Below are 21,504 nucleotides of genomic sequence, written 5' to 3'. Positions count from 1 at the left end.
CATGGCGAGAGTACGTGGACGTAGTCGGCGCGAGCTGAAGTCCGAAATTAACATCGTTCCGCTGCTCGACGTGTTGCTGGTGCTACTGCTGATCTTTATGGCAACCGCGCCAATCATCACGCAGAGCGTGGAGGTTGATCTGCCGGACGCCACCGATTCCAAAACGGTGTCCAGCGATGACAATCCGCCGGTGATCCTCGAGGTTTCCGGCGTAGGTCAATACACCCTGGTGGTGGATCACAACCGTATGGAGCTGCTGCCGCCTGAACAAGTCGCGGCCGAAGCCAAGTCGCGTTTGGCGGCTAACCCGAAAACGGTCTTTTTGATCGGCGGTGCGAAGGAAGTCCCTTACGATGAGATTATCAAGGCATTGAATATTCTCCATCAGGCGGGCGTGGCTTCCGTGGGGCTGATGACCCAGCCGATCTGACCGTAAGGCCAACGGCAACCCGGTTCCTGCGCTGCGGCTCAGGAACCCCGTATAAGCAACACCAGTTTTTGGGAATCTATTTTGGTAAAGGCAACTGAGCAAAACGATAAGCTGAACCGCGCCGTTATTGTTTCGGTCGTTCTGCACTTCATATTGATTGCCCTGCTGATTTGGGGATCGCTGCAGGAAAAGGTCGACATGGGCGCCGGCGGTGGCGGTGATGGTACCGTGGTGGGCGCGGTGATGGTCGATCCCGGCGCGGTGGTGGAGCAGTACAACCGCCAGCAGCAGCAGAGCAACGATGCGCAGCGTGCCGAGAAGCAGCGCCAGAAAAAAGCGGAGCAACAGGCCGAAGAGCTTCAGCAGAAGCAGGCGGAGCAACAGCAGCGCCTGAAAGAGCTGGAGAAAGAGCGTTTGGCGGCGCAGGAGAAAGCCGCGCAGAACGCCAAGGCGCAGGCTGAGCAACAGCAGAAGGCGGCGGAGCAGCAGAAGCAGGCCGCCGAGCAGCAAAAAGCGGCGGAAGCCGCCGCTGCGAAGGCCCAAGAGCAACAGAAGGTCGCCGAAGCCGCCGCCGCCAAGGCGAAGGCCGAAGCGGACAAGGTCGCCAAGGCGCAGGCGGACGCGCAGAAGAAAGCCGAAGCGGAAGCCAAGAAAGAAGCGGCCGCTGCCGCCGCCGCCAAGAAACAGGCGGAAGAGGCGAAGAAAGCCGCCGCCGCCGCGGCAGAAAAGAAAGCTGCAGAGGCCGCGGAGAAGAAAGCGGCTGCTGAAGCCGAGAAAAAAGCCGCAGCGGAAGCCGAGAAGAAGGCTGCCGCCGAGGCAGAGAAGAAAGCGGCGGCCGAGAAAGCCGCTGCCGCCAAAAAAGCCGCTGCGGACGCCAAGAAGAAGGCCGCCGCCGAGGCTGCGAAACAATCGGAGGAAGTTAGCGATCTGTTTGGCGGCCTGGCGGATGGCAAGAACGCGCCGAAAGGCGGCGGTGCCAAATCGAAGGGCGACGGTAAACCGGCCGGGCAGGGCAATGCCAAGACGGCTGGCGCCAGCGGGGCGGATATCAGCGGTTATATGGGGCAGATTCAAGGGGCGATTCAGAGCAAGTTCTATGACGCCAGTTCGTTCGCCGGCAAAACCTGCGACCTGCGTATCAAGCTGGCGCCGGACGGCCTGCTGATAAGCGTACAAGCAGCGGGGGGCGATCCTGCTCTGTGTCAAGCTGCGGTGTCTGCCGCCAAGTTGGCGCATATACCGAAGCCGCCGAGCGATGCCGTTTATCAGCACTTTAAGAATTCTATACTTGAATTCAAGCCGCAATAACGGTTGATTGAGTGAGTGTTATCACAGGGATGTACTAAGGTAACCAACAGGGATTATGTAGTTTTACGTAAGTTGGTTTGTTAAAATTCTGCTAATTTATCGCAGGCATCCCGCCTGGATAAGGGAGATGAGATGAAGCAGGCATTTCGAGTAGCGCTAGGTTTTTTAATTCTGTGGGCGTCCGTGTTGCACGCGGAAGTTCGCATTGAAATCACCCAAGGGGTCGACTCCGCTCGTCCGATTGGCGTGGTGCCGTTTAAATGGGCGGGCCCAGGCACGCCGCCGGAAGATATCGGCAAGATTGTCGGCGCGGATCTGCGCAACAGCGGCAAATTCAACCCGATCGACGTGGCGCGCATGCCGCAGCAACCTACCTCCGCGTCTGAAGTGACGCCGGCGGCCTGGACTGCATTGGGCATCGACGCCGTAGTGGTCGGTCAGGTTCAACCTGGCGCCGACGGCAGCTACCTGATCTCCTACCAGTTGGTGGACACCTCGGGTTCGCCGGGCACCGTATTGGCGCAGAACCAGTATAAAGTGACCAAACAGTGGTTGCGTTATTCTGCCCATACCGCCAGCGACGAAGTGTTCGAGAAGCTGACCGGCATCAAGGGCGCGTTCCGCACCCGTATCGCCTACGTGGTGCAGACCAACGGCGGGAAATTCCCGTACGAGCTGCGCGTAGCGGATTACGACGGTTACAACCAGTTCACGGTGCACCGTTCGCCTGAGCCGCTGATGTCGCCGGCCTGGTCGCCGGATGGCAGCAAACTGGCTTACGTGACCTTCGAGAGCGGCCGTTCCGCGCTGGTGGTGCAAACCCTGGCTAACGGCGCCATCCGCCAGATCGCTTCCTTCCCGCGCCACAACGGTGCGCCGGCGTTCTCGCCGGACGGCAGCAAGCTGGCCTTCGCGCTGTCCAAGAGCGGCAGCCTGAACCTGTACGTGATGAACCTCGGCTCCGGCCAGATCACGCAGCTGACCGATGGCCGCAACAACAACACCGAACCGACCTGGTTCCCGGATGGCCAGTCTCTGGCGTTTACCTCCGACCAGGGCGGGCGTCCGCAGATTTATAAAATCAGCGCCAGCGGCGGTGCCGCACAGCGTCTGACGTGGGAAGGCTCTCAGAACCAGGATTCTGAAGTCAGCTCCGACGGTAAATTCCTGGTGATGGTGAGCACCAACAGTGGTGCACAACACATCGCCAAACAAGATCTTGGATCGGGCGCCGTTCAGGTTTTGACCGGCACCTTCCTGGATGAAACGCCTAGTATTGCGCCAAACGGCACCATGGTGATCTATAGCTCCACGCAAGGTATGGGCTCCGTGCTGCAGTTGGTGTCAACTGATGGGCGTTTCAAAGCGCGTCTTCCGGCAACTGATGGACAGGTCAAATTCCCTGCCTGGTCGCCGTATCTGTGATGCATGTGTAAATATGTATGGCAAACTATAAAAGGATCAAAGAAATGCAACTGAACAAAGTGCTGAAAGGGCTTCTGCTGGCACTGCCAGTTCTGGCTGTAGCAGCTTGTAGTTCTAACAAAAGCGCGAACAACGACCAATCTGGTATGGGCGCTGGCGCCGGCACTGGTATGGAAAACGGCAGCAGCAACCTGTCTTCCGAAGAACAAGCTCGTCTGCAGATGCAAGAACTGCAGAAGAACAACATCGTTTACTTCGGCCTGGACAAGTATGACGTAAGCTCCGAATTCGCTCAGATGCTGGACGCGCACGCTGCATTCCTGCGTAACAACCCGTCTTACAAAGTGACCGTTGAAGGCCACGCTGACGAACGCGGCACGCCGGAATACAACATCGCTCTGGGTGAGCGTCGTGCTAACGCCGTTAAAATGTACCTGCAGGGTAAAGGCGTTTCCGCTGACCAGATCTCTATCGTTTCTTACGGTAAAGAAAAACCAGCAGTACTGGGCCACGACGAAGCGGCTTATGCTAAAAACCGTCGTGCCGTTCTGGTTTACTAAGAGAATCGCATGAACAGTAACTTCAGACGTCACCTGTTGAGTCTGTCGTTACTGGTTGGCGTAGCGGCCCCTTGGGCCGCTACTGCCCAAGCGCCAATCAGTAATGTCGGCTCCGGCTCGGTCGAAGACCGTGTCACCTCGCTTGAGCGCATCAGCAATGCTCAAGGCCAGCTTTTAAACCAACTCCAGCAGCAACTCTCTGACAATCAACGCGACATTGATTCTCTCCGTGGACAAATCCAGGAAAGCCAGTATCAGTTGAATCAGGTCGTTGAACGCCAGAAGCAAATCTATCAACAGATGGATAGCCTCAGCCAGGGCGGCGCTCAGAGCGCCTCTGCGGCAGCAGGCGCTGCCGGCGGGGCAGCCGCAGGCGCATCTTCCGATGCGGGCAGCAGCGCGCCTGCAGCCGCTTCTGCAACGCCGAGCGGCGGTGATGAGAACAGTGACTACAACGCCGCTGTTTCTCTGGCGCTGGAAAAAAAACAGTATGACCAGGCGATTTCCGCCTTTCAGTCCTTCGTAAAACAGTACCCGAAGTCCACTTACCAGCCCAACGCCAACTATTGGCTGGGCCAGTTGTTCTACAACAAGGGTAAAAAAGACGATGCGGCCTATTATTTTGCGGTGGTGGTGAAGAATTACGCTAAATCACCGAAGGCGCCGGACGCCATGTACAAGGTGGGTATCATCATGCAGGAAAAAGGGCAGGCCGATAAAGCCAAGGCCGTGTTCCAGCAGGTGATTAAACAATACCCAACCAGTGCGGCGGCCAAGCAGGCGAAAAGTCGCGTAGGCGGTTAACGGTTAGAAAAATGAGCCCAGAAGTTAGTCGATTTGACCGATTTCTGGGCTCATTCGCGTGAAGAACAAGCAGTTGAACGCATCGGTAAAAAATTTAGGTTGCGCTGCCAAGATAAATTAGTAATATATGCCGCCGTTGCCAAGACATCTTGCAAGATGTTAAAGCGGCAGGGAAATTGGGTCGTTAGCTCAGTTGGTAGAGCAGTTGACTTTTAATCAATTGGTCGCAGGTTCGAATCCTGCACGACCCACCAATTTCTGAAGTAGCAGTAACCACAACAGTGGGTGATTAGCTCAGTTGGTAGAGCATCTCCTTTACACGGAGGGGGTCGGCGGTTCGAGCCCGTCATCACCCACCACTGTTATGGGTCGTTAGCTCAGTTGGTAGAGCAGTTGACTTTTAATCAATTGGTCGCAGGTTCGAATCCTGCACGACCCACCATTCTTCGAGAATGGCTGCGATAGAGAATCGTAAAGGATGAGAACCGTAAAGGTTCGAGTCTCGCTCAGCGAGACAACATCACTCCGGTGATGGCTCGCAAGGGCGAGGCCAAAGGCCGAGTTATCCTGCACGACCCACCATTCTTTGAGAATGGCAGCTTCAGAATCGGTTTGATGTGGCAAAGTAAAGGTCCGAGTCGAGTACCCGTCGAGTTGTCCTGAACATCCCCATCCTTGTTTTCCGCGAGTCGGTTTTTGTAACCTATTCGCCATCAGCAGTAAACCACATCAGTGGGTCGTTAGCTCAGTTGGTAGAGCAGTTGACTTTTAATCAATTGGTCGCAGGTTCGAATCCTGCACGACCCACCACTCTTTGATAGAGCAAGGTGTTAAATCGTCAGGATGAGAACCGTAGAGGTTCGAGTCTCGCGAAGCGAGACAACATCACCCCGGTGATGGCCCGCAAGGGCGAGGCCAAAGGCCGAGTTATCCTGCACGACCCACCACTCTTTGATAGAGCAGGATGTGAAAAATAGCAGTACCAAAGCAGTGGGTGATTAGCTCAGTTGGTAGAGCATCTCCTTTACACGGAGGGGGTCGGCGGTTCGAGCCCGTCATCACCCACCACACTGCGGGTCGTTAGCTCAGTTGGTAGAGCAGTTGACTTTTAATCAATTGGTCGCAGGTTCGAATCCTGCACGACCCACCAATTCAGAAAAAAGCGCCTTTTGGCGCTTTTTTCGCATCTGCGCCTACCTGGCTCTGCCTTTATCTTCTTGCTGACATAGCCCACTGAGTCGTGCGGGTGAGATCCTGCGTTCAGGTTCGAGCATCGCGCAGCGATACGACAACGCGCAGCGTTGCCCGTAGGGTGAGGCCACAGGCCGAATCAATCCTGCACGACCCACCAATTCAGAAAAAAGCGCCTTTTGGCGCTTTTTTCGCCTATGCAGCACCCCAACCTGAATCCCTGCTTTCTCGTTTCAACTCTGCGCTAATCGGCATCCGGGTCTTCCCTGGGCGTTATGCGTCTTCGCCAGGCCATTATCCGCTGTGTTCTGCGCGGCTCATTCCAGTGTTTTTAATCCATTAAACACTAAGTGCGCAAATTTGAAAATATCAGCGGACTTTTCGCGCAATTTTAGGTATTTTGTTTAGTATATAAAACGAAGGGCGTTGCGGCAGGCGATATTCAAATGGCAGGCGCCCAGCCTAGCATGAGATTGCAGCGATGAGTGAAATGTTTGATGTCAACGCGGCGGTATATCCTTTCCCGCCCAAACCGGTACCGCTGGACGTAGCGGAAAAAGCCTTTTATCGCGAAAAGATCAAAACCTTGCTCAAGCAGCGCAATGCGGTGATGGTCGCCCACTACTATACCGATCCGGAAATCCAGGCGCTGGCGGAAGAAACCGGTGGCTGCGTGGCGGATTCGCTGGAAATGGCGCGCTTCGGCAGCGCCCATCCGGCTTCCACGTTGTTGGTGGCCGGCGTGCGCTTCATGGGGGAGACCGCCAAGATCCTCAGCCCGGAAAAACAGGTGCTGATGCCGACCCTGTTTGCCGAATGTTCGCTTGACCTGGGTTGCCCGGAAGAGGAGTTCCATGCGTTTTGCGACAGCCATCCCGATCGCACCGTGGTGGTCTATGCGAACACCTCGGCGGCGGTCAAAGCGCGCGCCGACTGGGTGGTGACCTCCAGCATCGCCGTCGAACTGATCGAGCATCTGGATAGCCTGGGCGAGAAAATTATCTGGGCGCCGGATCGCCATCTCGGCAGCTACGTGCAGAAGCAGACCGGCGCCGACGTGCTGTGCTGGCAAGGCGCCTGCATTGTCCATGACGAGTTCAAGACCCAGGCACTGCGGCGCATGAAGGCGCTCTATCCGCAGGCGGCTATCCTGGTGCATCCCGAATCGCCTCAGGCGGTGGTCGAGCTGGCGGATGCGGTGGGGTCTACCAGCCAGTTGATTCAGGCGGCGAAAACATTGCCGCATCAACAGCTGATCGTTGCCACCGATCGCGGTATCTTTTACAAGATGCAGCAGGCCTGTCCGGACAAGGAGCTGTTCGAAGCGCCGACCGCCGGAGAAGGCGCGACCTGCCGCAGCTGCGCGCATTGCCCGTGGATGGCGATGAATGGCCTGAAGGCGATTGCCGAAGGGCTGGAGCAGGGGGGCGCACAGCATGAGATCCACGTGGACGCTGCGTTGCGTGAAAAGGCGCTGGTACCGCTGAACCGCATGCTGGATTTCGCCGCTCAGCTTAAGATGCAGGTTAAAGGCAACGCTTAACCGTTTAAAAGGATGACCTCATGAGCTTCTTCAGTACCAGCAATATTCTGGTGCATATTCCGCTTGGCGCGGGCGGTTACGATCTGTCGTGGATCGAAGCCATCGGCACACTGTTCGGGTTGCTGTGCATCTGGTACGCCAGCAAGGAAAAAATCATCAACTACCTGTTCGGCCTGATCAACGTCACGCTGTTCGCGGTGATTTTCTTCCAGATCCAGCTGTACGCCAGCCTGCTGCTGCAGCTGTTCTTCTTCGGCGCCAATATTTACGGTTGGTATGCCTGGAGCCGCCAGACCCAGGATAATCAGGCTGAACTGCAGATCCGCTGGCTGCCGCTGCCGAAAGCGCTGGCTTGGGCGGCGGTCTGCGTCATCGGCATCGGCCTGATGACCTTCAACATCGACCGCGTGTTCGCCTGGCTGACGCAGATTGCGGTGGCGGTGATGCAAGGGCTGGGGCTGAACGTACAGATGCCGACGCTGCAGCCGGACGCCTTCCCGTTCTGGGATTCGGCGATGATGGTGCTGTCCATCGTGGCGATGATCCTGATGACGCGCAAGTACGTGGAAAACTGGCTGCTGTGGGTGGTGATCGATGTCATCAGCGTGGCGATCTTCGCTTACCAGGGCGTTTACGCGATGGCGCTGGAGTACGTCATTCTGACGTTGATCGCGCTGAACGGCTCCTGGCTGTGGATCAAGAGCGCCGGGCGCAACCATTCCAATCCGTTATCTTCCGCTCCGTAACAACGCAGAGGGCGCCGTGATGGCGCCCTCTTGGCTTAGTGGCGATGCCCCAGGTGCGAATGCGCTTCGGCATGTGAGTGTTCACTCGGCTCCGGCGCCCGATTGATACCGCAGTCCGGCGTCTCGCAGTGCCGGTACTCCATCTGAATGGTCACGTGGCCGATCTTGTAGTGTTCCAACAGATAAGCCTGGATGCGTTGCAACAGTCCATCGTGGTCATGTGGCGGGATGACCTGCGCATGCAGCGTCATCAGCTTCTGTTCGCCGATCTGCCAGACGTGTACGTGGTGGATATTGCGCACTTCCGGGATGTTCAGGCACAGGTCTTTTTGCAGCTTGGCGATGTCGACCTCCTGCGGCGTGCCTTCCAGCAATTCGTGGAAGCTCTCCTTCAGCAGCCGCCAGGCGCTGCGCAGCACCAGACAGGAGACCAGCACCGACAGGATCGGGTCAATCGGCGTCCAGCCGGTGGCGAGAATAACGATGGCCGCGACGATAGCGCCCACCGAGCCGAGCAGGTCGCCCAGCACATGCAGCGCGGCGGCGCGCACGTTGATATTTTTCTCTTCGCTGCCGCGATGCAGCAGCCAGAAGGCGAACAGGTTCGCCAGCAGCCCCGCTATGGCGATGATCAGCATCGGGGTACCCATCACCGGCTGCGGTTCGAAGAAACGCCGTATCGCCTCCCACAGGATGAATACCACGATCACCAGCAGCGCCGCGGCGTTGAGGAAGGCCGCCAGCGTGGTCAGGCGCAGGTAGCCGAAGGTGTGGCGCGCGTTGGGTTTACGCTGGGAGAAGTGCACCGCCATCAGCGCCACCAGCAGCGCGGCGGCGTCGGTCAACATATGGCCGGCGTCGGCCAACAGCGCCAGCGAGCCGGACAACAGGCCGCCGACCACCTCGGCCACCATAAAGACGGCGGTGACTAAAAAAGCGGTCAGTAGGCGTTTACTATTACTGTCTTTCGGCAGGTGTACGTGTGGAGTGTCCGACATTATTCATCCTTATGCATAGCGAAAGAGGGGGCGGCGGCGAGCAGAGCGTCCAGCTCCGGTTCTATCTGCGCCACTAACGCCTTTAATTTAGTATAAGCGGCGGCGGCAAGCTCGCCCCGACGTGCGGTATCCACCAGCTGTTGGCACAGCTGCGCGGCTTCCGGCAGCTGCAGCATCAGCAGGCTGCCCTTGATGCGGTGTGCCGCCTGCTCCAGGCGAGGCCAGTCGTGCGCGGCGACGGCGTCCGCGAGCCGCTGCCGGTCTTGCCGCAGCGTATCGCCGAGCGTCTGCGCCAGCCGCTGCAGCATGGCGCGATCGCCGCCCGCCATGTCGGCCAGCGTTTGCCGTAGGTCAGTAAGGACTGACTTTTCTTCCTGAGCCTGCGGTTGCTGAGCCAATACCTGGCCGATCGCCGTCAGCGAAATCGGCTTGGTCAGGAAGTGATCGATCGCCACCAGCCCCGGCGGGATGCGGGTAAACTCCTGCACGTCCGCCGAACAGAGCACGATGCGGCAAGGCGGGCGCTGCAGCCGCTGTTCGTCGCGCCGGATCAGCCTGGCCAGCGTCAGGCCGTCCGGGCGCGGCATGTTATAGTCGATAAACAGCAGGTCAAACGGCTGCCGTCGCTGGGCCTTCAGCAGCGCATAGCCTTGTTCGAAGCGGGCGGGTTGCTGCCCGAAGTGGCGCAGTTGGCGTTCCAGCAGCAACAAATTGGTGGGATGATCGTCGATCAGCGCGGTACGCAAGGCGGAAGACGGCAGAGCAAAGGTGTGCTCCTCCTGGGCGCCAGCCGGCGCGTCGCCGCTTAGCTCGACCGGTATCACTACCTCGACGCGGGTGCCGACGCCCGGCTGCGAGTGCAGCTCTATGCGGCCGCCCATCTGTTCGACGATTTCTTTGCAGATAGAGAGGCCCAAACCGGTACCTTGCACCGAGATGCGTTGCGCGCCGCGCGCGCGGTAAAACGGTTGAAACAGCTTGCCTACTTCATCGGCGGCGATGCCGCAGCCGCTGTCGTTCACCGTTAACTGCAACTCTCCCCGTCGTTCATCCTGCGCGCGCCAGCCAACTTCGACCTGAATGGTTCCGCGCGTCGTGAACTTTATCGCATTGTTTATCAGGTTGTTAGCCACCTGAAGTAAACGCTCACCATCAATGACCACCGCCTCCGGCAGCGCCGGATCCGCCGCCACCTTCAACGTCAACGGCCGTTCGCCGATAAGCGGCCGGTAAAGGGCGTCGATGCGCGCGACCCAGGGGCGCAGCGCCACCGGTTTTGGCGCCAACGTCAACGACCCGGTTTCCAGTCGGGCGTGATCCTGCAGGTCGTTGAGCAGGTTGAGCAGCGATGAGGCCGAACTGTAAATCACCGGCAGGCCTTCCGGCGCCGGTTGGCGTTTGAGCTCCAGTTCCAGCAGGCCAAGGATGGCGTGCATCGGCGTGCGCAGTTCATGGCTGACGGTGGCGAGGAATTTGCTCTTCATGCGGTTTTCCGCTTCGGCGCGGCGGCGCGCCTGCTCGAGCTCTTCGCGTTCGCGTTTTTCACGGCGCTGCAGCATGAAACGGCGCAGCGTCAGCGCCAACAGCAACACGGTGGCGGCGGCCAACAGCGCCAGCAGCCAGGTGGTCTGCGGCGGCATGCGGTTGTCGTTCACCGCGTCGATAAGGTTGCTGCGGTCGACGATCCACTCGTCGCGCAGCGATTGCAGGGTATCCGCCGGGATCTGCATCAGGTTCTTATCGAGGATCGCCAGCAGCAGCGGCTGATCGCGGCGTACGCCGAACGCTACCGGATAGGGGATGTTGTTGGCGGCGAAGGCCAGTTTGATGGCGCCGGAATAGCGCGACAGCGCCAAAAAGTTGGCGGAAATGACGTTATCCACCAGCGCATCCAACTGGCCGTTGGCCAGCGCGTCGTACATCGACTTGCTGTCGGCGAAGCTGACGGTCTGTTCCTGTTCCGGCACCAGCCCCTGCGCCAAATCGCCCTGCAGCACGCCGATGCGCTTGCCGGCCAGATCGCTCCAGGTCGAGACGCCGTTGGCATACTGGCCGACGTAAACGCCCCACAGCGAACGGTGGATCGGCATGCTGGCGCCATAGCGCGCCTTGACGCCGCGCGCCAGCGGCAGGGCGGCGCGGAAGCTGGCCTGGCCGGATTGCACCAGCTGATCGGCCTGCTCGGCGTTGCGCGCCCACAGCGGCGCGAAACGCAGCCCGGTGTTTTGCGCGATGATGTTGAGAATATCGATGGCGTAGCCGCGCGGCTGGCCGTCGGAGCCGCGGTAGGCGAACGGGAAATTGTTCTCGATGGCGGCGTAGTAAACCACGCGGTGGCTCGCCACCCAATTCTTCTCCATCGTCGTCAGATCGGCATTGCCGGTATCGAGGTAGCTGGGGATCTTTTTGCTCCAGCGGCTCTGCAGGGCATTCATCAGTTCCATCGGCGCGTCGGCGATGGCGGTGTCCAGTGTGTCTATCAGGCGCGGATCGGCGGCGGCGAACACGAAGGACAGGTTGCCCAGGTTCTCGTTGCTTTCAATTTGATAGAGCTGGCCGAGCTGCAGCTGGTCGATGATAAAGCTGGCGCTGGCCTCGTCGGCGATAAAGTAGTCGCTGCTGCCGTTGAGCAGCGAATAGACCGCCTGCAGGTTGTTGTCGTAGCGCTGGATCTGCGACGCCACCGCCTGCAGGGCGCCGCCGGACTGCATGTCGGTCAGCGCGCCGATCGCGACGCGGGCGTTGGCGGAATTGAGCATCACCGGCCTATCGTTGCTGCGATCGCGCAATACGCGCAGGTTGCTGATGTAGTAAGGCTGGGAGATCTCCAGCCCGTGCAGTGCTTCGCTCTGCGGGATGCCGTACAGCAGGTCGACCTTGCCGTCGTGCAGCGCCTGTTCCAGCTGGGTCAGGTCGGCGAAGCCGTAAATGGCGAAGCGGATGCCGGTCACCTGCTGGATATAGCCGAGGTAGTCGGCGTTCAGCCCATACAGATCGTCGTCCACGATGATGTTGTACGGGCTGGTGTTCTCACTGATGATGCCGACGCGCAGCGTGCGATCGCGCCAGGGATTTTTCTCGCCGACGATCAGCATGTTCTCGGGGGTATTCAGGTTGCTGACCAGCTGATAGCGCACCGGCTCCGCCGCCTGCGCCAGGCCGCACCACAGGATCAGCAGCAGCAGGGCGCGGCGCATCATGGCGCCAGCTCTTTAAACACCGCCACCAGCTCCAGCAGGTTGCCGGCGCCGGTTTTGCGCTGGATGTTTTTTTTGTGCGTGCTGACAGTCTTGTTGCTGATGTGCAGCCGGTCGGCGATCTGCAGGTTGGACAGCCCCTGGCTCAGCAAGCCCAGCACCTCGAGCTCCTTGGGCGTGAGCAGCCCGCCGTCCGCCGTCGGCGCTTCTTCGGCCAGCGCGGCGGCGGGGAAGCTGATTTCACCGTCCAGCACCTGTTCGATCGCCTGCACCAACTCCGCCAGCGAGCTGCCTTTATTGACGAAACCGTCGGCGCCGGCGGCATGCGCCATGCGCGCATAGACATCGGCTTCCTGCGCGGTGTAGATCAGGATCTTTTGTTGCGGATAGCGTCGGCGGATTTTTTTCAACAGCTGCAGCCCGTCGACCTGCGGCAGGCCGATATCCAGGATCACCAGGCCGAAAGCGGCCTCGGCCAGCAGGGCCAGCGCCTGTACGTCATCTTGCGCCGCCTGCAGGCGGTAGGGGCTGGATGATTTCATTAGCGCCGCTTCCAGTGCGACATGAACCACCGGGTGGTCATCAACTAATAACAGAGAAGGCATGTTCAACTCGGGTCGCTGTATATTCCGATCGCTAGCATAGCGAAAAAGGAGGCTCTGCGCTCCCCTGATGAAACAGCACAATCTGCTGTTAATTTGGCGGTTCCAGCGGCGGGGGGCAAAGGTGATTTACAGCGCCATTCTCACAGGCTAGATTGTTGGGATCTACACCGTTACGCACTGCGAAATACCCCACGATACCGAATGGAAAAGCTATGAATTACCAAAACGACGATTTACGCATTAATGATATTAAGGAACTCCTGCCGCCGGTGGCTTTGCTGGAGAAATTCCCGGCCACTGAACGCGCGGCAAAGACGGTGTCCCAGGCCCGCAGCGCAATTCACAATATCCTCCGCGGCAGCGACGATCGCCTGCTGGTGGTGATTGGCCCTTGCTCCATCCATGATACCCAAGCCGCCAAAGAGTACGCGGGGCGCCTGCTGGCGCTGCGTGAAGAACTGAGCGGCGAGCTGGAAGTGGTGATGCGCGTGTACTTCGAAAAACCGCGCACCACCGTGGGCTGGAAAGGCCTGATCAACGATCCGCAAATGGACAACAGCTTCAACATCAACGACGGCCTGCGCCTGGCGCGCAAGCTGCTGGTGGAGATCAACGACAGCGGGTTGCCGGCCGCCGGCGAATTCCTCGACATGATCACGCCGCAGTACCTGGCGGATTTGATGAGCTGGGGCGCCATCGGCGCGCGCACCACGGAATCGCAGGTGCACCGTGAACTGGCCTCTGGTCTCTCTTGCCCGGTCGGCTTCAAGAACGGCACCGACGGCACCATCAAGGTGGCGATCGACGCCATCAACGCCGCCGGCGCGCCGCACTGCTTCCTGTCGGTGACCAAATGGGGCCACTCGGCGATCGTTAACACCAGCGGCAACGGTGACTGCCACATTATTCTGCGCGGCGGCAAAGAGCCGAACTACAGCGCGGCGCACGTGAAGGACGTCAAAGCTGGTCTGAGCAAAGCGGGGCTGCCGGCGCAGGTGATGATCGACTTCAGCCATGCCAACAGCAGCAAACAGTTCAAAAAACAGATGGACGTGAGCGCCGATGTTTGCGGGCAAATTGGCGGCGGTGAAAAAGCGATTATCGGTGTAATGATCGAAAGCCACCTGGTGGAAGGCAACCAGAGCCTCGAAAGCGGCGAGCCGCTAGTTTACGGCAAGAGCGTCACCGACGGCTGCATCGGCTGGCAGGATACCGAAACCGTGCTGCGCGATCTGGCGGCGGCGGTGAAAGCGCGCCGCGGTTAACCGCGTAAAGAAGGGGCTCGTCAGCGGGCCCTTTTTCTATTTACCTTAAAATTTTATATCTCCTGTCAATTTAAGGCCTACAGTCAATAGGCTTATTAAATCTTTAAGCGGCCGTATTCGCATTATTCCTATTTAATAAAAGAATAATTGTCACCGCTCTCGGCATTGTGCTTATATAAGACGCTTTTTTATTCCACAAACTCCGCATGACGAATAAGCGGGGAGTGGTATGACCTATTCCTTTCAGGACGAAAGAATTATGACAAACAATACCTCGCAGCCGCTGGGGCTGCACCGGATTAAATTCCATGGGAAAGGTGGTGAGTACTTCGCTATTTGGTTAGTCAACGCGTTATTGACCGCTCTGACCCTGGGCATCTATTCCGCCTGGGCGACGGTGCGTCGTCGTCGCTATTTTTACGGCAACACGGAATTGGACGGCGATCGTTTCGATTATCATGCGCAGCCGCTGCAAATTCTGAAAGGACGGCTGTTGGTGATCGGCGGCATCATCGTATTTTATTTCCTGCTGGCGGTGACGCCATTGCTGGGGCTGTTGGCGCTGCTGGTATTGCTTGCCCTGTTGCCGTGGATCGTTATCCGCAGCTGGCGCTACAATGCGATTATGTCGAGCTATCGCGGCGTGCGCTTTAATTATGTCTGCCGCACCGGGCGCGCCTATTGGGCTTTGCTATTCTGCCCGTTATTGCTGATTATCGGACTGTATGTCGGTCTGATCGTCTTGCTCGGCATTGGCAGCGGTCTTGGCAGCATCAACGCCATCGCATTTATGCTGGTGCTGACGCTGATTTTGGCCGTGCCGGCATTTGCGGCGGTAAACGGCATTATTAGCGCACTGCAGCATGATTTGTACGTTAATAACCTGTTTTTCGGGAACACGCCGTTTATTGCCGAACTGAAGAAATCGGCCTTTATCAAATTTGCCTTGATCGGCCTGCTCATATTCCTGCCGTTCATGTTGGTCGCGCTGGTGTGCATCGGTTCGTTCTTCTTTACCCTCTATCAGATGGTATTGATGGGCATGTTGACCAACGAAGCCATCGATGTGCTGGTGCTGGACAATATCAGCAGCCTTCTGCTGATGATGGTGGTGCTGCTGATCGGCGCCCTGGTGGCCAGCAGCTACCAGGTTGTCGCCCAACGCAACTACCTGTTTAACCAGGCAAGGCTGAACGGCGACATCAAGCTGCATTCCTCAATGAAAACGCTGCCGTACATGGGATTGTTGATCACCAATACCCTGATTACCCTGTTCTCGCTCGGTTTGGCGGCGCCGGTGGCGGAAGTGCGTCATGCCCGTTATCTGGCGGCGTGCACGGCGGTTGAAGGCGATCTGGCGCTGCTGGACATTACGGCGCATCAGGAAACCGCCAACAGCGCGGTGGCCGAAGAAGCGGTGCAGGCGCTGGATCTGGGCGGCAGCTTCTGAGGCGCCGATGATCCTTGAAGGCGCTTATCAGTTGCCGGGGCGGGCCGCACGTGAGGCGGCTCGTCTGCTGGTGAACGAAAGCGGCGAAGGCGTGACGTTGCAGCGGCAGGATGAACAGCGTTACATCCCGCTGACGGACATCACCGTTTCTGCCGCGCTGGGCAATATTCCGCTGACGCTTACCTTCAAGGGCGGCGGGCGTTTTGTGCCCGATGACGACGCGGCCTTTCGCCGCTGGTTCTATCAGCGCCGTTCGCCGGGTTGGGTGCATCGCCTGGAACGCCATAAACGCGGCGTCGCCCTGGCGCTGCTGATGACGCTGCTGGCGGTAGTGACTTACGTTTACGTGGTGCTGCCGTGGGCGAGCAGCGAGATCGCCATGCGCATCCCCACCTCGGTGGAACAGAAGCTGGGCGAACATACGCAGACGTTCTTGGAGCAGAGTGGCTTCGCGCCCTCGGCACTGCCGGCCGAACGGCAACGGGCGCTGCAGCAGCTGTTCCGGCAGGTGATGCCGGCCGACATGCGCCAAGAGCGCACGCCGCTCTCGCTGAAGTTGATGGCGGCGCCCGGCGCGCCGAACGCCTTTATGTTGCCGGACGGCACGCTGGTGCTCAGCGATAGCCTGGTCACCTTGTCGAAAAACGACGATGGCTTGGCGGCGGTGATGCTGCACGAAATGGGGCATCACGCTTATCGCCATCCGATGCGCATGTTGGTGCGCTCGTCACTGGTGGCATTGACGCTGATGTGGATGACGGGTGACGTCAGCGGCATCGGCGACACGTTGCTGCAGTCCGCATCCTTCGTAAATGAGATGCAGTTTTCTCGCGGGATGGAGCGTGAGGCGGATGCGTTTGCGATAGCGGAAATGCAGCGCCAGGGGCGTTCGCTGGCGGAAATGGCGGCGATCTACCGCGCGTTGGCGCAGGCGCCTGAACGAGAAAAGACCGATGACTGGGCGCTGCCTGCCTGGCTCAGCACTCATCCGGCGATGCAGGAACGGCTGGATGCGGTAAATGAGGCGATGGCGCAGCAGAAATAAAAAAGCCCCCGGTGAAAACCGGGGGCTTTTTCGTGAACCGGCGAAATTACTTCGCTTTACCCTGGTTCGCCACGGCCGCCGCTTTTGCAGCGATCTCATCGGCGTTACCCAGGTAGTAACGTTTGGTTGGCTTGAAGTTCTCGTCGAACTCATACACCAACGGCACGCCGGTTGGGATGTTCAGCTCGAGGATTTCGTCTTCGCTCAGGTTATCCAGGTATTTCACCAGCGCGCGCAGCGAGTTGCCGTGCGCCGCAACGATCACGCGTTCGCCGCTCTTGATGCGTGGCAGGATCTCTTCGTCCCAGTAAGGGATAACGCGATCGATGGTCAGCGCCAGGCTTTCGGTCAGCGGCAGCTCTTGCTCGCTCAGCGAGGCGTAGCGCGGATCGTGGCCAGGGTAACGTTCGTCTTCTTTGGTCAGCTCCGGCGGGGTCACCGCGAAGCCGCGACGCCATTGTTTCACTTGCTCGTCGCCGTATTTTTCAGCGGTTTCGGCTTTGTTCAGACCCTGCAGCGCGCCGTAGTGACGTTCGTTCAGCTTCCAGGATTTTTCGGTTGGCAACCAGGCCTGATCCAGCTCGTCGAGGATGTTCCACAGGGTGTGGATCGCGCGCTTCAGTACGGAGGTGTAAGCGAAGTCGAAAGTGAAACCTTCTTCTTTCAACAGCTTGCCTGCTGCTTTCGCTTCGGTGCGGCCCTTGTCGGACAGATCAACATCATACCAACCGGTGAAGCGGTTTTCTTGGTTCCACTGGCTTTCGCCGTGACGCACCAGAACCAGCTTAGTTACAGCCATAGCTTAACTCCTTAATAATCTGACATTTCAATGATAACGAAAATCATTATATTGCCGCGGGCCGGGGCTCGGCAATCGATAGTGTCTAACCATAGCCAATTTCTTGCCGCAAAGTAAGGGCTGGAGAAAGGAAAAAGCTGAATCGTTCAGGCTGGGGCGGAAGGGGGAGAAACGGCGCGTCGGAATCGCTTCGGACGCGCCGTGGCAGAGGGAAAATCAGGCCGATTTTTTCAGGCAGTTGCTCATGAAGGTTTTACGCGCGTCGCCCTTCAGATCCTTGGTCTTGGCGTCGGCGTTGCAGCTTTTCATCTTCTGCTGCTGCGGCGTCAGGGTTTTGCCCGTTGCAGCGGCGCCTTCGGATTTCAGACAGGTGCTCATAAAGGTGGAGCGGTCCGCGCCTTTCAGCGACTTGGTGGATGCCTGCTGGTTGCAATCGGTCATGCGTTTCTGTTGGGCCGCCTGCGCCGGCGAAGGCGTTTTCGTCGCCGTCGTCGCGTCGGCCGCCATCAGATTGGTGCTCAGCATTAAGCCCGCCAGCAATGGAAGTGCAGTAATCAGACGCATAGGTGTTCCTTCAGCTATTGATTGGCCGCCATCGGCCGAAAATTGTGACGTTGCACAAGGCGTTGTGCTTATCACGGTAGCCTGAGTGTAGTGCGCGCTTTGGAATAAGGGAAGGTGGGCGCCGGCGGGGGGATAGGGCTAAAAGGTAAGCATTTATAACAAATCGCCCCCGGCCGCACGGCGAGGGGCATGGCGGGTTAGATAGGATAAAACTGATAATGCGTGGCGCTGCGGTAGCGGCTCCCCGGCTGCAGCCAGCAATCCGGCTGCGGCCACTCGGGATGGTGCGGGCTGTCCGGCAAAAACTCGCTTTCCAGCGCCACGCCGGCATGGTTGGCATAGCTGCCGCCGTCGCGCGCCGGCGTGCCGGCCAGAAAATTGCCGCTGTAGAGTTGCAGCGCAGGCGCGTCGGTGAACACGCTCATTTGCACCTGCCCGTCGGCGGACCATAAATGGGCCGCCGGGCTTTCCAGCGCGCCGCAGATGCGGTGCAACAGAAAGGCGTGATCGTAGCCGTTGACCCGCTGTTGGTCGCGATCGCGCAGGAAATCCTGCAGCAGCGTTTTCGGTTGACGAAAATCCATGCCGCTGCCGCCCACCGGCGTCAGCTCGGCGCAGGGAATGCCCTCGGCGTCGACGGGCAGATAGCGATCGGCGAACAGCTGCAGCCGTTGGGCGCGGGCGTCGATGCCGGGGCCGTCCAGATTGAAATAGGCGTGGTTGGTCAGGTTGACCGGGCAGGGGCGATCGACCTGCGCCAGATAGCTGATTTCCAGACGATTATCGGGGGTCAGGCGGTAGCAAACCTGCACGTCGAGATTGCCGGGGAAGCCCTGATCGCCATCCGCTGAATGCAGCACATAGCAGACCTGTTGCGCATCCTGCTGTACCCGGCGCCAGCGGCGGGCATGAAAGCCGTCGGGGCCGCCGTGCAGCTGGTGGGCGCCCTGATTGGCGGCCAGCGCATGGGGTTTCCCGCCGATGGACAGACTGGCGTTGGCGATGCGGTTGGCGTAACGGCCGACGGTGGCGCCCAGATAGGCGCCCTGTCGTTGGTAGTCCGCCGGGCTGCGGCAACCCAGCAACAGCTCGCGTTTTTCGCCGGATGTGAGCGGCAATACCGCGGACAACCAGGTGGCGCCCCAGTCCATCAGGGTGACGGTCATGCCGCCGGCGTTTTGCAGCCGCGTCAGCTGGTAAGGCTGCCCATCGGGCGCCGCTTCCGTGCTCACCGTCAGCATGTGCCGGCCCCCTGCGAAGCCTGGCAGACGTAAAACGTTTCCCGCAATCCGCCGGTTTGCAGCGGATACTCGTGCGCCACGGCGGCGCGCACCGTTTCCACGAGGTCCTGTGGCATCAGCGCGACGATGCAGCCGCCAAAGCCGCCTCCGGTCATGCGCACGCCGCCGCGCGGGCCGAGGGTCGCTTTGACAATCTCGACCAACCGATCGATTGGCGGCACGGTGATTTCAAAGTCGTCACGCATCGAGGCGTGAGACTCCGCCATCAGCCGGCCCATGCGTTGCAGATCGCCGGCCGCCAGCGCATCGGCCGCCGCCAGCGTGCGGGCATTCTCGCTGATGACATGGCGCGCGCGTTTGGCCACCAACGGATCCAACTCATGTTGACGCGCTGCAAACTGTTCGGGGCTGACGTCGCGCAGCGCCTTGACGCCGAAGAAACGCGCCGCTTCTTCGCACTGTTTGCGGCGGGTGTTGTATTCGCTGTCCACCAGCCCGCGTTGCACATTGGAGTTGATGATCACCACCGCCACGCTGTCCGGCATCGGCACCGCGCGGGTCTCCAGCGAGCGGCAGTCGATCAGCAGAGCGCTGTCGCGCCGGCCGAGCGCGGAGATCAGCTGGTCCATGATGCCGCAGTTGCAACCGACGAATTGGTTCTCCGCCTCCTGGCCGTTCAGCGCCAGCGCGACGCCGTCCAGCGGCAGCTGATAGAGCGCCTGCAGCGCCTGGCCTACCGCCACTTCCAGCGCGGCGGAGGAGCTGAGCCCCGCCCCTTGCGGCACATTCCCGGCGATCACCAGATCCGCGCCGCCGAAGTCGGCGCTGCGGCGCTGAAGGTGCTTCACCACGCCGCGCACATAGTCGGACCAGCGCTGATCGGGGTGGCTGACGATCGGATCGTCGAGCGAGAATTGATCCTGCTGATTCTGATAATCGGCGGCGAGGACGCGGATCTGGCGGTCGTCGCGCTTGGCGCAGGCGATGACGGTTTGATAATCGATGGCGCAGGGCAGTACGAAGCCGTCGTTGTAATCGGTATGCTCGCCGATCAGGTTCACCCGCCCCGGCGCCTGGATGGTCAACGCCGGCGCGTAGCCGAAGTGTTCGGTAAACAGGGAATGGGTAAGCGGTTTCAGGCTCATGCTTGGGCTCCGGCTTCACGGTAATGAATATCGCTGACGGCGCGCAGACGCGCTGCGGCCTGTTCGGCGGTCAGGTCGCGCTGGGTTTCCGCCAGCATCTCGTAACCGACCATAAATTTGCGCACGCTGGCTGAACGCAGCAACGGCGGGTAGAAATGGGCGTGCAGCTGCCAGTGCCGATTGTCGGCACCGTTGAACGGCGCACCGTGCCATCCCATCGAATAGGGGAAGGAGCACTGGAACAGGTTGTCGTAGCGGCTGGTCAGCTTCTTCAGCGCCAGCGCCAGATCTTGGCTTTGTGCCGCGCTGAGATCGGTAATGCGCTGCACCGCCGCTTTCGGCAGCAGCAGCGTTTCAAACGGCCAGGCGGCCCAGTAGGGCACCACCGCCAACCAGTGCTCGGTGTTCACCACGATGCGTTCGCCGGCGGCCAGCTCGCGCTGCGCGTAGTCCAGCAGCAGCGGGGAGGCATGTTCCTGAAAATACTCGTGCTGCAGGCGATCTTCGCGCTCGGCCTCGTTCGGCAGAAAACTGTTGGCCCAGACCTGCCCGTGCGGGTGCGGATTGGAGCAGCCCATCGCCGCGCCTTTGTTTTCGAACAGCTGTACCCAGGGGTACTGCCTGCCCAGCTCATCGGTTTGCGCCTGCCAGGCGGCGACCACCTGCTCCAGCGCCGGCAGCGTCAATTCGGGCAGGGTCTTGCTGTGATCGGGAGAGAAGCAGATCACCCGGCTGACGCCGCGCGCGCTCTGGCTGCGCATCAAAGGATCCTGGCTGTCGGGCGCCGGCGGCGTATCGCTCATCAGCGCGGCGAAATCGTTGGTGAAGACGTAGGTGCCGCGATAATCCGGATTGCGATCGCCGGTGACGCGCGCGTTGCCCGGGCACAGGAAACAGTCGGGATCGTGCGCCGGCAGCGTTGCCGTGGGGACGGCCTCTTGTTGGCCCTGCCAGGGGCGCTTGGCGCGGTGCGGTGAGACCAGCACCCATTGGCCGCTCAGCGGGTTATAGCGGCGGTGTGGATGATCGATAGGGTTAAATGCCGTCATACGGTTCCTTTCTTGGCGTCGACGAGGTGTAATCGCTTTCAGCCGCCGTCTTGATACGCCCGTTGCTGAAAAGGGAGAGTACATTGCGCAAAAAGATAGCATGCCCGCGGCGATAAAAAGGTGATCTAACGCGAAAAAT

Annotated in this window: 18 protein-coding genes, 6 tRNA genes and 3 other RNA genes; 19 read left to right on the top strand and 8 right to left on the bottom strand. The window is 59.6% G+C overall.

Annotated features, from left to right (window positions below; genetic code table 11):
- The first annotated feature begins 1 nt into the window (after position 1).
- The 16 genes from tolR to pnuC all read left to right on the top strand — a co-directional run bounded on the left by tolR (position 2) and on the right by pnuC (position 8,007).
- Entirely contained in the window at positions 2-430 is a 429-nt protein-coding gene (gene tolR / locus J0X03_RS17625) for a colicin uptake protein TolR (RefSeq protein WP_004939859.1), read from the top strand.
- 81 nt (positions 431-511) lie between these two features.
- On the top strand, positions 512-1,738 hold the full coding sequence (gene tolA / locus J0X03_RS17620; protein WP_046686581.1) for a cell envelope integrity protein TolA: 1,227 nt from the start codon (positions 512-514) through the stop codon (positions 1,736-1,738).
- A gap of 132 nt (positions 1,739-1,870) precedes the next feature.
- Entirely contained in the window at positions 1,871-3,163 is a 1,293-nt protein-coding gene (gene tolB, locus J0X03_RS17615; RefSeq protein ID WP_004939856.1) for a Tol-Pal system beta propeller repeat protein TolB, read from the top strand.
- 44 nt (positions 3,164-3,207) lie between these two features.
- Positions 3,208-3,723 (top strand): peptidoglycan-associated lipoprotein Pal, encoded by a 516-nt coding sequence (gene pal / locus J0X03_RS17610; RefSeq protein ID WP_004939853.1) that lies wholly within the window; start codon positions 3,208-3,210, stop codon positions 3,721-3,723.
- A 9-nt stretch (positions 3,724-3,732) separates the two neighbouring features.
- Positions 3,733-4,527 carry a cell division protein CpoB gene (gene cpoB, locus J0X03_RS17605; RefSeq protein ID WP_004939852.1) on the top strand — a complete coding sequence of 265 codons (795 nt, stop codon included), beginning with the start codon at positions 3,733-3,735 and terminating at the stop codon, positions 4,525-4,527.
- A gap of 178 nt (positions 4,528-4,705) precedes the next feature.
- Positions 4,706-4,781 (top strand) — tRNA-Lys (locus tag J0X03_RS17600).
- Between the two features lie 29 nt (positions 4,782-4,810).
- Positions 4,811-4,886: transfer RNA gene (locus tag J0X03_RS17595), tRNA-Val, on the top strand.
- Between the two features lie 7 nt (positions 4,887-4,893).
- Positions 4,894-4,969, top strand: a tRNA-Lys gene (locus J0X03_RS17590).
- Positions 4,970-4,984: 15 nt separating this feature from the next.
- Positions 4,985-5,109, top strand: a non-coding RNA gene (locus tag J0X03_RS17585) — RtT sRNA.
- A gap of 152 nt (positions 5,110-5,261) precedes the next feature.
- Positions 5,262-5,337, top strand: a tRNA-Lys gene (locus tag J0X03_RS17580).
- 13 nt (positions 5,338-5,350) lie between these two features.
- Positions 5,351-5,474, top strand: a non-coding RNA gene (locus J0X03_RS17575) — RtT sRNA.
- 45 nt (positions 5,475-5,519) lie between these two features.
- Positions 5,520-5,595 (top strand) — tRNA-Val (locus tag J0X03_RS17570).
- Positions 5,596-5,601: 6 nt separating this feature from the next.
- Positions 5,602-5,677 (top strand) — tRNA-Lys (locus J0X03_RS17565).
- A gap of 76 nt (positions 5,678-5,753) precedes the next feature.
- A non-coding RNA gene (locus tag J0X03_RS17560) (RtT sRNA) lies at positions 5,754-5,878 on the top strand.
- Positions 5,879-6,199: 321 nt separating this feature from the next.
- Entirely contained in the window at positions 6,200-7,261 is a 1,062-nt protein-coding gene (gene nadA, locus J0X03_RS17555) for a quinolinate synthase NadA (RefSeq protein ID WP_015376982.1), read from the top strand.
- A 20-nt stretch (positions 7,262-7,281) separates the two neighbouring features.
- Entirely contained in the window at positions 7,282-8,007 is a 726-nt protein-coding gene (pnuC, locus tag J0X03_RS17550) for a nicotinamide riboside transporter PnuC (protein ID WP_021504601.1), read from the top strand.
- Between the two features lie 35 nt (positions 8,008-8,042).
- On the opposite strand, the gene zitB is transcribed toward pnuC, so the two are convergent.
- From zitB to J0X03_RS17535, 3 genes are read right to left on the bottom strand one after another with little or no spacing between them, the layout of a single operon-like run.
- Positions 8,043-9,005 carry a CDF family zinc transporter ZitB gene (gene zitB / locus J0X03_RS17545; protein ID WP_033642204.1) on the bottom strand — a complete coding sequence of 321 codons (963 nt, stop codon included), beginning with the start codon at positions 9,003-9,005 and terminating at the stop codon, positions 8,043-8,045.
- Entirely contained in the window at positions 9,005-12,205 is a 3,201-nt protein-coding gene (locus tag J0X03_RS17540) for an ATP-binding protein (protein WP_160204087.1), read from the bottom strand. The genes zitB and J0X03_RS17540 overlap by 1 nt, the downstream gene beginning before the upstream one ends.
- Complete coding sequence (locus J0X03_RS17535) at positions 12,202-12,807, bottom strand: response regulator (protein ID WP_089194395.1); 606 nt, start codon at positions 12,805-12,807, stop codon at positions 12,202-12,204. Before J0X03_RS17535 ends, J0X03_RS17540 begins: the two co-directional genes overlap by 4 nt.
- A 212-nt stretch (positions 12,808-13,019) precedes the next feature.
- Between J0X03_RS17535 and aroG the strand changes: the two genes are divergently transcribed.
- The 3 genes from aroG to J0X03_RS17520 all read left to right on the top strand — a co-directional run bounded on the left by aroG (position 13,020) and on the right by J0X03_RS17520 (position 16,567).
- The gene (gene aroG / locus J0X03_RS17530; RefSeq protein ID WP_025301893.1) at positions 13,020-14,072 is read left to right on the top strand and encodes a 3-deoxy-7-phosphoheptulonate synthase AroG; all 1,053 of its coding nucleotides are present in this window, start codon (positions 13,020-13,022) and stop codon (positions 14,070-14,072) included.
- A 259-nt stretch (positions 14,073-14,331) separates the two neighbouring features.
- Positions 14,332-15,522, top strand: coding sequence for a YjgN family protein (locus tag J0X03_RS17525; protein ID WP_033642207.1), 1,191 nt, complete (start codon positions 14,332-14,334; stop codon positions 15,520-15,522).
- 7 nt (positions 15,523-15,529) lie between these two features.
- Positions 15,530-16,567: a M48 family metallopeptidase gene (locus J0X03_RS17520; protein WP_046686585.1), complete on the top strand. Its 1,038-nt coding sequence runs from the start codon at positions 15,530-15,532 to the stop codon at positions 16,565-16,567.
- 46 nt (positions 16,568-16,613) lie between these two features.
- On the opposite strand, the gene gpmA is transcribed toward J0X03_RS17520, so the two are convergent.
- From gpmA to galT, 5 genes are all read right to left on the bottom strand, one after another.
- Positions 16,614-17,366, bottom strand: coding sequence for a 2,3-diphosphoglycerate-dependent phosphoglycerate mutase (gpmA, locus tag J0X03_RS17515; protein ID WP_016928714.1), 753 nt, complete (start codon positions 17,364-17,366; stop codon positions 16,614-16,616).
- Positions 17,367-17,582: 216 nt separating this feature from the next.
- Positions 17,583-17,930, bottom strand: coding sequence for a PsiF family protein (locus J0X03_RS17510; RefSeq protein WP_033642211.1), 348 nt, complete (start codon positions 17,928-17,930; stop codon positions 17,583-17,585).
- A gap of 197 nt (positions 17,931-18,127) precedes the next feature.
- Complete coding sequence (gene galM / locus J0X03_RS17505; protein ID WP_160204088.1) at positions 18,128-19,171, bottom strand: galactose-1-epimerase; 1,044 nt, start codon at positions 19,169-19,171, stop codon at positions 18,128-18,130.
- On the bottom strand, positions 19,165-20,316 hold the full coding sequence (gene galK / locus J0X03_RS17500; RefSeq protein WP_033642213.1) for a galactokinase: 1,152 nt from the start codon (positions 20,314-20,316) through the stop codon (positions 19,165-19,167). Before galK ends, galM begins: the two co-directional genes overlap by 7 nt.
- Entirely contained in the window at positions 20,313-21,365 is a 1,053-nt protein-coding gene (gene galT, locus J0X03_RS17495) for a galactose-1-phosphate uridylyltransferase (protein WP_033642214.1), read from the bottom strand. Before galT ends, galK begins: the two co-directional genes overlap by 4 nt.
- Positions 21,366-21,504: the final 139 nt, after the last annotated feature.

The organism is Serratia ureilytica (assembly GCF_017309605.1).
Lineage (GTDB): Bacteria > Pseudomonadota > Gammaproteobacteria > Enterobacterales > Enterobacteriaceae > Serratia > Serratia ureilytica.
This window is presented reverse-complemented; position numbering and strand designations above follow the sequence as displayed.

Excerpts from the sequence above, each read along its gene's own strand:
- tolR (WP_004939859.1), top strand. The coding sequence starts at position 2 with ATGGCGAGAGTACGTGGACGTAGTCGGCGCGAGCTGAAGTCCGAAATT.
- tolB (WP_004939856.1), top strand. The coding sequence starts at position 1,871 with ATGAAGCAGGCATTTCGAGTAGCGCTAGGTTTTTTAATTCTGTGGGCG.
- pal (WP_004939853.1), top strand. The coding sequence starts at position 3,208 with ATGCAACTGAACAAAGTGCTGAAAGGGCTTCTGCTGGCACTGCCAGTT.
- cpoB (WP_004939852.1), top strand. The coding sequence starts at position 3,733 with ATGAACAGTAACTTCAGACGTCACCTGTTGAGTCTGTCGTTACTGGTT.
- nadA (WP_015376982.1), top strand. The coding sequence starts at position 6,200 with ATGAGTGAAATGTTTGATGTCAACGCGGCGGTATATCCTTTCCCGCCC.
- pnuC (WP_021504601.1), top strand. The coding sequence starts at position 7,282 with ATGAGCTTCTTCAGTACCAGCAATATTCTGGTGCATATTCCGCTTGGC.
- zitB (WP_033642204.1), bottom strand. The coding sequence starts at position 9,005 with ATGTCGGACACTCCACACGTACACCTGCCGAAAGACAGTAATAGTAAA.
- J0X03_RS17540 (WP_160204087.1), bottom strand. The coding sequence starts at position 12,205 with ATGATGCGCCGCGCCCTGCTGCTGCTGATCCTGTGGTGCGGCCTGGCG.
- J0X03_RS17535 (WP_089194395.1), bottom strand. The coding sequence starts at position 12,807 with ATGCCTTCTCTGTTATTAGTTGATGACCACCCGGTGGTTCATGTCGCA.
- aroG (WP_025301893.1), top strand. The coding sequence starts at position 13,020 with ATGAATTACCAAAACGACGATTTACGCATTAATGATATTAAGGAACTC.
- J0X03_RS17525 (WP_033642207.1), top strand. The coding sequence starts at position 14,332 with ATGACAAACAATACCTCGCAGCCGCTGGGGCTGCACCGGATTAAATTC.
- J0X03_RS17520 (WP_046686585.1), top strand. The coding sequence starts at position 15,530 with ATGATCCTTGAAGGCGCTTATCAGTTGCCGGGGCGGGCCGCACGTGAG.
- gpmA (WP_016928714.1), bottom strand. The coding sequence starts at position 17,366 with ATGGCTGTAACTAAGCTGGTTCTGGTGCGTCACGGCGAAAGCCAGTGG.
- J0X03_RS17510 (WP_033642211.1), bottom strand. The coding sequence starts at position 17,930 with ATGCGTCTGATTACTGCACTTCCATTGCTGGCGGGCTTAATGCTGAGC.
- galM (WP_160204088.1), bottom strand. The coding sequence starts at position 19,171 with ATGCTGACGGTGAGCACGGAAGCGGCGCCCGATGGGCAGCCTTACCAG.
- galK (WP_033642213.1), bottom strand. The coding sequence starts at position 20,316 with ATGAGCCTGAAACCGCTTACCCATTCCCTGTTTACCGAACACTTCGGC.
- galT (WP_033642214.1), bottom strand. The coding sequence starts at position 21,365 with ATGACGGCATTTAACCCTATCGATCATCCACACCGCCGCTATAACCCG.